Origin of the sequence: Herbidospora yilanensis (assembly GCF_001570565.1) — a bacterium.
Classification (GTDB): domain Bacteria; phylum Actinomycetota; class Actinomycetes; order Streptosporangiales; family Streptosporangiaceae; genus Herbidospora; species Herbidospora yilanensis.
This window is the reverse complement of the sequence record NZ_BBXE01000021.1, coordinates 124253-137738: the sequence shown is the minus strand read 5'-3', so window position 1 is coordinate 137738 and position 13486 is coordinate 124253. Positions and strand designations below refer to the sequence as shown.

Below are 13486 nucleotides of genomic sequence, written 5' to 3'. Positions count from 1 at the left end.
ACGGCCCGTCGCCCGGTCTTCTGGGCGGCGGGCCGCTTCATCTCATCAGGCGGGAGCTCCGGGGCGCGGTGTGCCGACGAAACACGGGTGCTCGGCGTCCAGCCATTCGGCGGTGAGGCGGAACCCGGTGCGACCCTCGGCGAGGGCCAGGGCGTTCGCCGCCCAGGTGACGGGCTCCGAATCCCCATCGAGCAACGGGAGGTCCCCGACGATCTCCTCCAGGGATATCGGCCCTTCGACCCAGGGCTCGCCGATCCGGCGGATGACCACCAAGGCCTCCCCGTCGGCGGCGTAGCTGAAGGTGTGAAAGCCCGAAGGATGGGACAGCAGCGAGAAGGCGGTTCCTTTTTTGGAGAGTGCCAGGAGCGTGTCGGTCATGGAGCCGCCGTCGCCGAACGGTTCGATGCAGAGGAGCCACGGACCCGCCTTGTCGAGCAGGATCTCGCTGCCGAAGTAGCCGCGTAGCCGGAAATCCTTGGCGGCCGCGGAATGGCAGTCCTCGAACGAAAGCGAGAGCTCGGAATCGGCGTTGCCGCCGAGAATATCGAGGGCCGTCTCGGGTTCCAGACCGGAGACCCAGGTGATGGTTCCCCAGTGGGACAACGAGGATTTGTCGTCGAGCAGCCCGAGATAGTGAGAAACGTCGGTCACATTCGTATTCTGTCGAGAATCTCGTCCAGGATGGGCCCCGACGTGCCGAAGTTGAGCCTGATCCACGTGTCGGGAGCGCCGTAGATCGTGCCGGGCGCCACCTTGACCCGCGCCTCGCGCTCCAGAACGGTCGCGGCGTCGGGAATGCCGGTGTCGATCCAGGCGAGGTAGGTCGCCTCCGGCACCCGGTAGGTCCACCCCGCCGGAAGCCGCTGAGCGAGGGTCTTCCGGTTGCGGTCGAGGACGGCGACGACCCCGTCGAGCCAGGCGTCGCACTCCCGCCAGGCCGCCACCGTGGCCGCCACGCCGAGGACGCTCGGCTGGCCGTACAGGGCCGGCGGGCGGGTCGCCAGCGCCTCCCGGGCCCGCGACGAGCCGATGTGGGCGACGGCGCAGTGCAGGCCGCCCATGTTGAACGCCTTGCTCGCCGACGTGATCGTCACCGTGCGCTCGGGACGGAGCAGGCCGAAGGGGAGGTGCTCGTTGGGCGTGTACACGAGCTCGGCGTGGATCTCGTCGGAGATGACCACGAGGTCGTGCCGGTCGGCGTATTCGGCGATCTCCTCCAGTTCCGTACGGGTGAAGCACCGCCCCGTCGGATTGTGCGGGTTGACCAGGAGCAGCACCCGCGCGCCCCGCGGATCGGCCGGAAGCTCGGCCCGCCAGCCCTCCCCGTCGGGGACCAGCGGAATCGGCACCGGGGGCCGGTTCATCGCCTCCAGCGTCATCAGGAAGGCGTTGTAGGTGGGCGTGTGGGTGAGCACCCCCTCGCCCGGTTCGGTCAGCACGTCGAGCAGGGCCTGCAGCGACTGGTTGAGATCGGTGAAGGGCCGCACGTGGACGGGATCGGGGCGGAACCCGTAGCGGGCGGCCATGCGCTCGGCGAACACCTCGGGCAGGGGGAGGCCGGGCTGCTCCCACGGCCAGTCGGGGTAGCCCATGTCGGTGGCGACCCGGTGCATGATCGCGTCGCGGATGGGGCCGGCCACGGGGAAGTCCATGTCGGCGACCCAGGCGGGGATCAGGTCAGGAGCGGCCTGCGCCCACTTGGTGCCGTCGCGCCTGCGGGCCTGCTCCACCGTCAACTGATCAAAGTCCACGCAAACAGCGTATGACGGGACATCGCAGACCGCATCGGCGTTTACCGCCCCTAGACCGCCCATAGAGCGCAGACAAGCGGAAGGCGCCCGCTCGTGGGAGCAGACGCCTTCGAATGCCTACAGCTTGCGGAGGACGGCCGTGACCTTGCCGAGGACGGTCGCCTCGTCGCCGGGGATCGGCTCGTAGTTGGGGTTGTGGGGGACCAGCCAGACGTGGCCGTCCTTGCGCTTGAAGGTCTTCACGGTCGCCTCGCCGTCGATCATCGCGGCGACGATGTCGCCGTTGTCGGCGACCGGCTGCTGGCGGACGACCACCCAGTCGCCGTCGGCGATGGCGGCCTCGATCATCGAGTCGCCGGAGACCTGGAGGAGGAACAGGGTGCCCTCGCCGACGAGCTGCTTGGGCAGGGCGAAGACGTCTTCGAGGTTCTGCTCGGCCAGGATCGGCCCACCCGCGGCGATGCGCCCGACGAGGGGAACATAGGCCGCCGTCGGACGGTTGAAGGCGGAGTCTTCCACGGCGGCGTCGGGATCGACCCAGAGGACCGGCTCGCCGGGCAGGCGCACCTCAAGGGCGCGCGGGCGATGGGGGTCGCGACGCAGGTAGCCCTTGCGCTGAAGGGCGGTGAGCTGGTGGGACACACTCGACGTGCTCGTGAGCTGCACCGCCTCACCGATCTCGCGCATCGACGGTGGGTAGCCCCGCTGCTGGACCGAGTCGCGGATCACCTCCAGGATCTTGCGCTGCCTGGGGGTGAGCCCGAGCGAGTCGCGGCGGCGAACCGCCAGATCGCTCACGCTCTCGTCGCGCTGGCCGGCCAGCCCGTCGTTGTTCACCTGGGCACCTCCCAATCCGTGTTCCTCACGTCGCACAGAGCGACGCTACCGCGATTCAAGATCAATATCAAACAATTGTTCGATTGCCCTCGAAAACGTCGGTGGCGTGGTGTACAACATCGTACGGGAGTTCGATCGACATCGTGTTCGATTCGCGCGATCTTTCTTCCCTTCTTGCAGGGCAGTCGAGGAGGTTCACGATGAAGCCCACGCGGAAGGACACCCCTGCGACTCCACCCCCACACTCGAACATCCGGCCGCCGAAGGCCGCGCGTCCGCGCCCGGCGGAGCACCCCCATATGAACCCGCACATAAGACGACGCCACCTCACTCTGGTCCCGGCCCTTCCGGGTGGAGACTCCGGCCCTGGCGGGGAACGCACGGTCCGGCCCGCTCCCCGGCCTTCCTCCCTGTCCGCCGCGCGGCGCTGGGGTGATGTCGGCCCGTCGCGCCCCTCGATCCAGGCGGCTCCCGAAGGCGGGCGCGCCGGCGGGAAGCCGGCACCGCCGCTCCGGCTCACCCGGAGGGGCCGGATCGTGCTCGTCGTGCTCATCGCCCTCGTGAGTTTGGCCGTGCTCTGGCTGGGCACACGGGCTGCCGTGACCGCGTCCACCACACGTTCGGTCGAGGGGTCGCCCCGGGTGACGGTCCAGGAGGGCGACACCCTCTGGGAGATCGCCGTGTCGGCCGGCGACGGAGGCGATCCGGGGGTCGTGGTTCGCGAGATCATGGATCTCAACGGTTTATCCGACGCCCTCATCCGGCCAGGCACGACGCTCTATCTCCCCCGCGACGTCCCAGGTCAGTAGGCCTCCGGGACCGGTGGGGTTTGAGTTGCGATCTAGGGGACTCACTTCTAGGGTTGGGGAACCACAACATCTAGTGGTCGTGGTCAACTGAGCGAACCATAGATTGTGTTTCCTTTGCCGCACCTCATCACATGTGGGGGCGTGCGCGAGCGTCTGGTCAGTGAGGAGGCGACGGCGTGCATTGCCCGTTCTGCCGTCATCCCGACACCCGGGTCGTCGACAGCCGGTCGACGGAAGACGGCGGGGCGATTCGCCGACGGCGCACCTGTTCCGAATGCGGGAGACGGTTCACCACGCAGGAGACGGTCCTGCTGATGGTGAGCAAACGCAGCGGGGTGACCGAGGCCTTCTCCAGGGAGAAGGTCATCGCCGGGGTCCGGCGGGCCTGCCAGGGGCGGCCGGTCAGCGAAGACTCGCTCGCGCAGCTCGGGCAGAGGGTCGAGGAGAGCATCCGCGCGTCCGGTGTCGCCGAGATCCCGGCCCACCAGGTCGGCGTCGCGGTCCTCGGGCCGCTGCGCGACCTCGATGAGGTGGCTTATCTACGTTTCGCCTCGGTCTACCGGGGGTTCGAGACCCTCGCCGACTTCGAGGCAGAGATCCAGCAACTCAAGGCACATGCCAAGGGGGAGTCATGACGGAGACGGTCAACGGCACATCCACGCGCGCACGGCGTGGACGGGCCAAGGGGCTGAAGGTGAAGCGGATCTTCACCACCGAGGGCGTCCACCCCTACGACGCGGTCGAGTGGGAGCGCCGTGACGTCGTCATGACCAACTGGCGCGACGGCTCGGTCAACTTCGAGCAGCGCGGGGTCGAGTTCCCGGCGTCGTGGTCGGTCAACGCGGCCAACATCGTGACCACCAAGTACTTCCGCGGCGCGCTCGGCACGCCGCAGCGCGAGTGGAGCCTGAAGCAGCTCGTCGACCGGGTGACCGGCGTCTACACGCGCACCGGCGTCGAGAACGGCTACTTCGCCTCCGACGAAGACGCCGAGATCTTCGACCACGAGCTGAAGCACGCCCTGGTCCACCAGCTCTTCGCGTTCAACTCGCCCGTGTGGTTCAACGTCGGCACCCTCTCGCCGCAGCAGGTCAGCGCCTGTTTCATCCTGGCCGTCGACGACACCATGGAGTCGATCCTCGACTGGTACAAGGAAGAGGGCGTGATCTTCAAGGGCGGTTCGGGTTCGGGGGTGAACCTGTCCCGCATCCGCTCCTCGAAGGAACTGCTCTCCTCGGGCGGCACGGCCAGCGGTCCCGTCTCCTTCATGAGGGGCGCCGACGCGTCGGCCGGCACCATCAAGTCGGGCGGCGCCACCCGCCGGGCGGCCAAGATGGTCGTGCTCGACGTCGACCACCCCGACATCGAGGAGTTCATCGAGACGAAGGCGCGTGAGGAAGACAAGATCCGCGCCCTCCGCGACGCCGGGTTCGACATGGACCTCGGCGGCAAGGACATCGTGTCGGTGCAATACCAGAACGCCAACAACTCGGTCCGCGTCAGCGACGAGTTCATGCGCCAGGTCGAGACCGGCGGCAGGTTCGGCCTGCGCGCCCGCCTCACCCACGAGGTCATCGAGGAGATCGACGCCCGAGACCTGTTCCGCAAGATGGCCAAGGCGGCGTGGGAGTGCGCCGACCCGGGCGTCCAGTACGACGACACGATCAACGACTGGCACACCTGCCCGGAGACGGGCCGGATCACCGCGTCCAACCCCTGCTCGGAGTACGTCCACCTCGACAACTCCTCATGCAACCTGGCGTCGATCAACCTGCTGAAGTTCCTCACCGACGACGACACGTTCGACGTCGCCCGGTTCGTCAAGCTGACCGAGCTGATCATCACCGCGATGGACATCTCGATCACCTTCGCCGACTTCCCGACCGAGAAGATCGGCGAGACCACCCGCGCCTACCGGCAGCTCGGCATCGGCTACGCCAACCTGGGCGCGCTGCTGATGGCCACGGGCCACGCCTACGACTCCGACGGCGGCCGGGCCATCGCCGCGGCGATCACGTCGCTGATGACCGGGGTGTCCTACCGCCGCAGCGCGGAGCTCGCGGGCGTCGTGGGGGCCTACGACGGCTACGAGCGCAACGCCGAACCGCACAAGCGGGTCATGCGCAAGCACGCCGCCGCCAACGACGCGGTCCGCACCATCGACGCGATGGACAAGGCGATCCACGCCGAGGCGACCAGGCAGTGGCAGGAGTGCCTCAAGCTGGGCGAGAAGAACGGCTGGCGCAACGCCCAGGCGTCGCTGCTCGCCCCGACCGGCACCATCGGCCTGATGATGGACTGCGACACCACCGGCATCGAGCCCGACCTGGCCCTGGTCAAGTTCAAGAAGCTCGTCGGCGGCGGCTCGATGCAGATCGTCAACCAGACCATCCCGCGTGCCCTGCGCCAGCTCGGCTACCAGGAGGAGCAGGTCGAGGCGATCGTCGAGTACATCGCCCAGCACTCCCACGTGGTCGGCGCCCCCGGCCTCAAGGAGGCCCACTACGAGGTGTTCGACTGCGCGATGGGCGAGCGGGCGATCGCGCCCATGGGCCACGTCCGGATGATGGCCGCGACCCAGCCGTTCCTGTCGGGCGCGATCTCCAAGACGGTCAACCTGCCCGAGTCGGCGACGATCGACGACATCGAGCAGGTCTACCTCGAAGGCTGGCGTCTGGGCCTGAAGGCCCTGGCCGTCTACCGCGACAACTGCAAGGTCGGCCAGCCGCTGTCGGCCGGCACCAACAAGAAGACCGAAGAGGCCGCGGTCGTCGTCGAGCCCGAGACCAGGGTCATCGAGGTCTCCCGCCCGACCCGCCGCCGCATGCCGAACAGCCGCCCGAGCATCACGACCCGCTTCACGGTCGGCGGCGCGAAGGGCTACATGACCGCCTCGTCCTACCCTGACGACGGTCTCGGCGAGGTCTTCCTGAAGATGTCCAAGCAGGGCTCGACCCTCGCGGGCGTCATGGACGCCTTCTCCGTGGCGATCTCCATCGGTCTCCAGTACGGCGTGCCGCTCGACACCTACGTGCAGAAGTTCGTCAACATGCGCTTCGAGCCGGCCGGCATGACCGACGACCCCGACGTCCGCATGGCGCAGTCGGTGATGGACTACATCTTCCGCCGCCTGGCCCTCGACCACCTGGCCTACGAAGACCGGGCCGCTCTGGGCATCTTCTCGGCCTCCGAGCGCGCCGCCCAGCAGCGCGGCGAAGACCCGGCCGCCCAGCTCGACACCGCCGCGCTGGCCCAGTCGGCCCCGATCGAGCCGCCGGTGAGCAAGCCGGTCCCGGTCGCCGAGCCGGTGAGGGCCTCGCAGCAGGGTCACCTGGAGGGTCACCAGGGCTTCACGGCCGACGCGCCGCTGTGCATGACCTGCGGCACGAAGATGCGGCCGGCCGGTAGCTGCTACGTGTGCGAGGGCTGCGGCAGCACCAGCGGCTGCAGCTGACCTTGAGATTCCCGGGCCGATCGACAGGTCGGCCCGGGAAGTTCCTTTCTTCCGTTACGGCTCCCGCCCACCCCGGCACCGCCCGCCGGCGGCCCGCCGTCACGAGAGGGCGGCCCGCACCGCCTGGACGAGGTTGGCGGCCCTCCTGTCGTCGGCGGCGTGCTTGCCGTGGTTCATGACATAGCCGAAGGCCAACCCCCGGGAAGGGTCCGCGAACCCCAGTGAACCCCCGTAACCCGGGAAGCCGAAGGCCGTCGGGTCATGCCAGAAGTCGTCCGGGCTCGGCAGGCCGAAGCCCAGCCCGATCCTGACCGGCACCCGAAGCACCTTGTCGACCCCGCTGACCTGCTCGGTCGTCGCCGTGGACAGCAGCCCGGGGCTGAGGATCCGGCCGTCGAGCAGGGCCGCGTAGAAGCCCGCGAGCCCCCGGGCGGTGCCCGCGCCGTTCGTCGCGGGAAACTCGGCCGCCAGTTCGGCGGGGTCGTTGTGGTCGAGGAACGGGGTCACGGCCATCGAGGCCCGCATCGTCAGCGACGTCGGGTCGAAGTAGGGGCGCACCGCCTCGGGCAGGGTCGCCGGATCGACCGACATGTCGAGCTTCGGAGCCACGATCCGGGCGACACGCTGGTGTTCCGGCTCCGGCAGCCCGATCCAGAAGTCCAGCCCCAGCGGAGTGGCGATCTCCTCCCGCAGGTACGTCCCGAGCGTCCGCCCCGACACCCGGCGCACCACCTCGCCGACGAGCCAGCCGAAGGTGTGGGCGTGGTAGCCCGGCTCGGTTCCGGGTTCCCACAAGGGCCGCTGCGCCGCCAGGGCGGTGACCACCGGTTCCCAGGCCACCGCCTCGGCGGGGGTGACCGGCTTGTCGAGGGCGGCCAGGCCCGCCTGGTGGGTGAGCAGCCAGCGTACGGGGATCTCGGGTTTGCCGAACTCCGGCCAGTAGGCGGAGACGGGCGCGTCCAGGTCGAGCAGGCCGCGGTCGACGAGGTGCAGGGCGCAGGCGGCGGTGATCGCCTTCGTGGTGGAGAAGACCACCTGGAGGGTGTCCTCGGTCCAGGGGCGGCCGGTCACGGGGTCGGCCACGCCGCCCCAGAGGTCCACGACCTTCTCGCTGCCGACGTAGACGCAGACGGCCGCGCCGATCTCGTCGTGGTGCTCGAAGTTGTCGGTGAACGCGTCCAGGACGGGTTCGAATCCGGGTGCGGTGGTTCCGGGCATGCGTCATCGCCTTCTGGTCGGGTCAGCCTGAATGGGTCAGCGGCGCCAGCTCTCGATGAGCCAGGCGCAGATCTCCGGCTCGGTCATCTCGGGGAACTCCTCGCCGAACGTGGCGAGGGCGCGCAGCGCCTCGTCGCGGTCGAGGCCGCGCTCGACGGCCGCCTTCAGGTAGTCCTGGCGGGCCGCTGACGGGCGTCCGCCGCCGGCGCCGCGGCCGGGCAGGCCCTCGCGCCAGCGCACGATCTCGTCGAGACGGCCGGGACGCCAGCCGGGGGCGCCGTCGATCTCGACGTCGGGGTCGGGGAAGGGGTGGGCGGAGCCTGCGGGGTAGCGGGCCCGCCATTTGTGCACCGCGTGCCGGCTCACCCCCAGCGCCTCGCCGATGCCGAGTACGCCGAGGTATCGCTCGGTCATGGTGCCTCAACTCGTGTGTCCGCCTCCTGGTGGGTCACTTCATACCACGACCGAACATGGTCTCTTCGAGAGACAACGTAGAGCCTCGCCGGTAACGTCGTCAACGATGGAGACGATGTTGCGGCCGGGAATGACACCACCTGCCGCCCGGTTCCCCCAGGTATGGTCATCGGATTCATAGGCAGCGGGCACATCGGGTCGGCGCTGGCGCGGCTGGCCGTCGGCGCGGGGCATTCGGTCGTGATGAGCAACTCGCGCGGGCCGCAGACCCTCGTCGGCCTGGTCGAGTCGCTCGGACCGGCCGCGTCCGCCTCGACCGTGGAGGGGGCGGCCGAGGCGGGCGACATCGTGGTGGTCACGGTGCCGTTCCACGCGTACCGGCGGGTGCCGGTCGAGCCGCTCGCCGGGAAGATCGTGATCGACACGAACAACTACTACTTCGAGCGCGACGGGCGGTTCCCGGAGATCGACTCCGGCGCGAAGACCCCGTCGGGGCTGCTCCAGGAGCACCTGCCGACCTCGCGGGTGGTCAAGGGCTTCAACAACATCATGGCCGCCCACCTGCTGTCCGACGGCACCCCGCCGGGCACGCCGAACCGGCGGGCGCTGCCGATCGCGGGCGACGACCCCGAGGCGAAGCGGGTCGTCGCCGACCTGACCGACTCCTTCGGCTTCGACGTCGTGGACGTCGGCCCGCTGTCCGAAGGCTGGCGGCACGACCGCGACCGGCCCGCCTACGTCTCCCGCTTCAACGCCGAGGAACTGCGCGCGGCGCTCGCCAAGGCCTGAGCGGCCGGACGGCTCCGGACCTCTGCGGTCCGATCCGGATTTTTCGGGGTGTCAACGGACCGAAATTCGGTCAGACCGGTCGTCGGTGTGGTAAGCACTGACCATGATCGAAGTTGCGGACGGGGTCTGGATCCGCCGGCACGCCGAGCTCGACCTCACCCTCGGGCTGGTCGTGGGCCAGACCGGCTGTCTGGTCGTCGACACCGGCATCGACGAGGCCTTCGGCCAAGCCTGGGCCCACGCGATCAGGGAGGTCACCGACCTGCCCTGGACGGTCGTGCTGACCCACGCCCACTTCGACCACGCCTTCGGCACGGCGGCCTTCGGGAGCTGCTTCGCCACCGAGGGCTGCCGGGAGGCCCTCGTCGACACCGCCCAGAAGCAGGTCGCCGAGTGGTCGGGGCAGTTCCCCGGCGTCGCGACCGCCCCGATCGTGTTGCCGCTGCGCGCGCCGTTCAGCGTCGACCTCGGCGGCAGGGAGGTCCTGCTCGGCCACCCCGGGCCCGGCCACACCGGCCACGACCTGACCGTCCACGTGCCCGACGTGGGGGTGCTGTTCGCGGGCGACCTCGTGGAGCAGGGGGCGCCGCCGCAGTTCGGCGACTCCTACCCGGGCGCGTGGCCCATGGCGCTGGAGAAGATGCTGGAGGCCGCGCCCGACGTGATCGTGCCGGGCCACGGCGACCCGGTGACGCCCGACTTCGTCGAGCGGCAGCGAGCGGAGATCACCGAGATCGTCACACTCTGTGAGCGGCTGCACCGTGGGGAGATCGACCTCGAAGGGGCCGTGGCACGATCGCCGTACCCGCGGAAGACCCTTGAGGACGCGCTGGCCAGGACTATCCGGCGTCGTCCTCTTCGAAGGCCAGACGGTCGCTGAGCCAGCGGTGGAACTTGATCGCCGACCTCACCCAGTGGGCGACGATCGTCATCAGGTGTTCGTAGGTGACCCCGGCGCCGATGTAGAGCTGGGCGTCGCCGATCACCCGTATCACGCCGTTGTCGGGTGTGAAGGCGTAGACCTTGGGCCACATCGTGTCGGCGTTCCACTCGTTGAGCGCGGTGAGCAGCAGCGGCTTCTCGTCGACGGAGTAGTGGCGGTCGTAGAAGGTGCGGATCGTGAAGAGGTCGCCTTCTGATCCGAACAGGAAGAAGACCGTGAGCGCCTCGGTGGAGATCGCGAGGTCGCCGTCTGCGTCGAAGGTGAAGTCGATGTCGAGTTCGTTGAGGATCTCGATGATCAGTTCCTGGTCGGGCTGGACGACGGCCGGGGAATGGCTCACCCCCCCATCCTGACAGACCTCGGCCCCGGATTCATGAGCCTGTGGGGTGAGTTCGTTCAGCGCGTCGCGATGGGGTATGGATCCGGAAAATGCCTCAAAAGGTGGGAAACCATCATGGACGGTACGATTCTCGTCACCGGCGGCACCGGAATCCTGGGCCGTCAGGTCATCGCGGACCTTCGGCGGGCGGGCCGGGAGGTCCGGAATCTGGCCCGTAGCGCCGACGGACCCTACCGAGGCGATCTGGTCACCGGCCAGGGGGTCGCCCAGGCGGCCGAGGGCGTCGGCACGGTCGTCCACCTGGCCAGCAAGCCGCCCGGCAAGACCGACGTCCAGGCGGCCCGCAACCTGCTGAAGGCGCTGGCGCCCGGCACCCACGTCGTCTACATCTCGATCGTGGGGGTCGACCGGCATCCCTACTCGTACTACCAGGTCAAATACGCGGTGGAGCAGCTCGTCGAGGCCTCCGGGCTGCCGTACACGATCCTGCGGACCACCCAGTTCCACGACTTCATGGCCTCGCTGTGCCGGACGGTCACCAGGTCGCCGGTCGTGCCGGTCCCGCTGGGGTGGGCGGCCCAGCCGATCGCCATCTCGGAGGTCTCCTCGCAGCTCACCACGTTGGCGATGGGCGACCCGGCGGGCCGCGTCGCCGACATGGGCGGGCCGCAGGTGCTCGGCTTCCGGGAGATGGCCGAGCTCTACCTGGCGGCGGAGGGCAAGCGGAAGCCGATCGTCGAGTTGCTCGTCCCGGGCCGGGTTAGCAAGGCGTTCCGGGCCGGCTACCAGCTCACGCCCGAGCGCGCCGTCGGGCGGATCACCTTCCAGGAGTTCCTCAGGGGCGGTGTGCCGGCCTCGTCCTACTTCCACAAGGCGTAAAAAGCATGTGACGGGGTGGCGACCGTGTTCAGGCACGGCCGGCACCCCGTCACCGTTGTGCTGTCGCGCGGCGCGCCGATTGCCGCGCGGCCCTCAGGGGTGGATACGGCCGTTCAGGCGACCGTGGTCGGGCCACCGGTGCGGGGAAATCTGATGATCTTGGCGTCGCGATACGCTCGCAGGTCGATGACCGTCGAATCGCCCCTGCTGTCACGGTGGGACGCACGCCTGCGTAGAGCCGACGTGATGTCCCTGACCTTCGCGAGCGATGGCACCACCTTGAGCATCGTTCTCCCCCGCCGTGATGGTTCCCTTACCTCTAACCATGTGTACCGGTTGACTAGTAAGAAGGGCGTAAAAGGCAGGTCAGGAGGTATTCATAGGCTTTGTCGGTCAATCGCGTGGACAAATACCACGCGTTACCGAAACGGGTGACGGCGGGGCTTCCGTCCGGGTAGGTGACGACGGCCTCGGCGCCGTCGAGGGCGATCTCCTCGCTCCAGAGGGAGGCCTGCGTGCCGTCGGAGAGGGTCAGCGGTTCGGCGAGCGGGCGGAGTTCCTTGACCGTGATCCCGAACGCGGGCAGCCGGCCGCCGAGCCGCACCCGGAGATGCTCGTCGGTGACGGCGGAGAAGTAGGACATCAGGATGGCGCCCCGGTGGGAGGCCAAATTGGCAAGCGCCGTGTCGGTGACCGGGAGCAGGCTCGGGACGACGACCAGCCGATAGGGCGACAGATCATGTTCCGGGTGGACGAAGGCGACGTGGTGCCCGGCCCGGTAGAGGAGCCGGTGCGGCTGTTTGACCGCTTCCAGGTAGTCGAGGTCCTGGGAGGGGAGACCCCGGTTCTGGAGCGCCCACCACGCCTCGTCGTCCCAGACGACGGCGACCTTCGGCTCGGACGCCGTGCGAGGGGGCAGGGCCGCGAGGGTCTCGCCCAGGGTGACGATCTCGCGGAAGGTCCGGGTGTCGGGTCCCGCGTGGGGGACCATGCCGTGGTACCACTGTTCGGCACCGCCCCGGGAGGCGCGCCACTGGAAGAACATCGCGCCGATCGATCCGCGTTCGACGTGGATCAGGGTGGTCCGGGCGAGGTCGCCCGGTGGGCGGGGGAGGGTGCGTCCCGGGGTGTACTCGACCGCGGCCGCCTGTTCCATCAGCATCCACGGCTTGCCGCCCGCCCACGAGCGGGCCAGGTCGGCCGCGAAGGCCGACTCCTCGGCCAGGTCGCCCGTCGGGTAGTCGTCGATCGCCACCAGGTCGACCTCCCGGGCCCACTTCCAGTGGTCGACCGGCACCCACGAGCCGAAGGCGAAGTTCGTGGTGATCGGCTTGCCCGTCGGGCGCAGGAGGTCGCGCTGTTCGGTGAAGTGGGCGAGCATCTCGTCGGAGAGGAACCGGCGGAAGTCGAGCAGGTGCGACGGGTTGGGCAGCCACTGGGTCGCCCTGGGCGGCTGGATCTCGTCCCAGTCGGAGTAGCCCTGCGACCAGAACGCCGTGGTCCAGCGCTCGTTGAGGGTGGCCAGGTCGCCGTGGCGGGCGCGCAACCACGTCCGGAAGGCCGTGGCCACGTGGTCGCAGTGGCACCAGGTGCCGTATTCGTTGTGGACGTGCCACATCGCCAGCGCCGGGTGCCCGCCGTAGCGCTCGGCCAGCGCCGACGCCAGTTCCCGTGAGGCGTTCCGGTACGCCGGCGCGCTCACGCAGTAGGTGTCCCGGCTGCCGTGGGCGAGCCGGGCGCCGTCGGCGGTGACCGTCAGCGTGTCCGGATGCGTCCGGCCGAACCAGGGAGGCGGCGAGGCGGTCGGCGTGGCCAGGTCGACCTGGATGCCGTTGTCGTGCAGCAGGTCGAAGACGCGGTCGAGCCAGCCGAACTCCCACCTGCCCGGTCCTGGCTGCAGGCTGCTCCACGAGAAGACGCCGAGCGTGACGAGGTTGACGCGGGCCCGCCGCATGAGGGCGACGTCGTCGTGCCAGACGTGTTCGGGCCACTGTTCGGGGTTGTAGTCGCCGCCGTAGTACATCGCCGTCCTCGTTGACCTTTGTTGGGATG

13 protein-coding genes are annotated in these 13486 nt (G+C 69.2%); 6 read left to right on the top strand and 7 right to left on the bottom strand.

What is annotated here, in order from left to right:
- Nucleotides 1–45 precede the first annotated feature (45 nt).
- The 3 genes from AW273_RS15810 to lexA form a co-directional block, all read right to left on the bottom strand.
- A complete protein-coding gene (locus AW273_RS15810; protein WP_062349077.1) occupies nucleotides 46–651 on the bottom strand; it encodes a DUF6461 domain-containing protein in 606 nt (201 codons plus the stop codon).
- Entirely contained in the window at nucleotides 648–1751 is a 1104-nt protein-coding gene (locus AW273_RS15805; protein WP_062349076.1) for a MalY/PatB family protein, read from the bottom strand. Before AW273_RS15805 ends, AW273_RS15810 begins: the two co-directional genes overlap by 4 nt.
- A gap of 117 nt (nucleotides 1752–1868) precedes the next feature.
- Complete coding sequence (lexA, locus tag AW273_RS15800; protein WP_235966260.1) at nucleotides 1869–2573, bottom strand: transcriptional repressor LexA; 705 nt, start codon at nucleotides 2571–2573, stop codon at nucleotides 1869–1871.
- Between the two features lie 551 nt (nucleotides 2574–3124).
- Here lexA and AW273_RS37895 point away from each other — a divergent pair.
- From AW273_RS37895 to AW273_RS15785, 3 genes are all read left to right on the top strand, one after another.
- Entirely contained in the window at nucleotides 3125–3397 is a 273-nt protein-coding gene (locus AW273_RS37895; protein WP_062349075.1) for a LysM peptidoglycan-binding domain-containing protein, read from the top strand.
- Nucleotides 3398–3573: 176 nt separating this feature from the next.
- Entirely contained in the window at nucleotides 3574–4032 is a 459-nt protein-coding gene (nrdR, locus tag AW273_RS15790; protein ID WP_062334935.1) for a transcriptional regulator NrdR, read from the top strand.
- Entirely contained in the window at nucleotides 4029–6851 is a 2823-nt protein-coding gene (locus AW273_RS15785; RefSeq protein WP_062349074.1) for a vitamin B12-dependent ribonucleotide reductase, read from the top strand. The genes nrdR and AW273_RS15785 overlap by 4 nt, the downstream gene beginning before the upstream one ends.
- A 99-nt stretch (nucleotides 6852–6950) precedes the next feature.
- Here the strand turns inward: AW273_RS15785 and AW273_RS15780 are convergent, their stop codons facing one another.
- Entirely contained in the window at nucleotides 6951–8069 is a 1119-nt protein-coding gene (locus tag AW273_RS15780) for a serine hydrolase domain-containing protein (RefSeq protein ID WP_062349073.1), read from the bottom strand.
- Between the two features lie 36 nt (nucleotides 8070–8105).
- Nucleotides 8106–8483 (bottom strand): hypothetical protein, encoded by a 378-nt coding sequence (locus tag AW273_RS15775; protein WP_062349072.1) that lies wholly within the window; start codon nucleotides 8481–8483, stop codon nucleotides 8106–8108.
- A 162-nt stretch (nucleotides 8484–8645) separates the two neighbouring features.
- Between AW273_RS15775 and AW273_RS15770 the strand changes: the two genes are divergently transcribed.
- Entirely contained in the window at nucleotides 8646–9272 is a 627-nt protein-coding gene (locus AW273_RS15770; protein ID WP_062349071.1) for an NADPH-dependent F420 reductase, read from the top strand.
- Between the two features lie 103 nt (nucleotides 9273–9375).
- Nucleotides 9376–10152 carry an MBL fold metallo-hydrolase gene (locus tag AW273_RS15765; protein WP_062349070.1) on the top strand — a complete coding sequence of 259 codons (777 nt, stop codon included), beginning with the start codon at nucleotides 9376–9378 and terminating at the stop codon, nucleotides 10150–10152.
- Here AW273_RS15765 and AW273_RS37890 read toward each other — a convergent pair.
- On the bottom strand, nucleotides 10112–10555 hold the full coding sequence (locus AW273_RS37890) for a YbjN domain-containing protein (protein ID WP_062349069.1): 444 nt from the start codon (nucleotides 10553–10555) through the stop codon (nucleotides 10112–10114). The genes AW273_RS15765 and AW273_RS37890 overlap by 41 nt on opposite strands.
- Before the next feature lie 114 nt (nucleotides 10556–10669).
- Here AW273_RS37890 and AW273_RS15755 point away from each other — a divergent pair, with 114 nt between their 5' ends.
- A complete protein-coding gene (locus AW273_RS15755) occupies nucleotides 10670–11434 on the top strand; it encodes an SDR family oxidoreductase (RefSeq protein ID WP_062349068.1) in 765 nt (254 codons plus the stop codon).
- Between the two features lie 340 nt (nucleotides 11435–11774).
- On the opposite strand, the gene AW273_RS15750 is transcribed toward AW273_RS15755, so the two are convergent.
- Nucleotides 11775–13457 carry a beta-galactosidase gene (locus AW273_RS15750; protein WP_062349067.1) on the bottom strand — a complete coding sequence of 561 codons (1683 nt, stop codon included), beginning with the start codon at nucleotides 13455–13457 and terminating at the stop codon, nucleotides 11775–11777.
- Nucleotides 13458–13486: the final 29 nt, after the last annotated feature.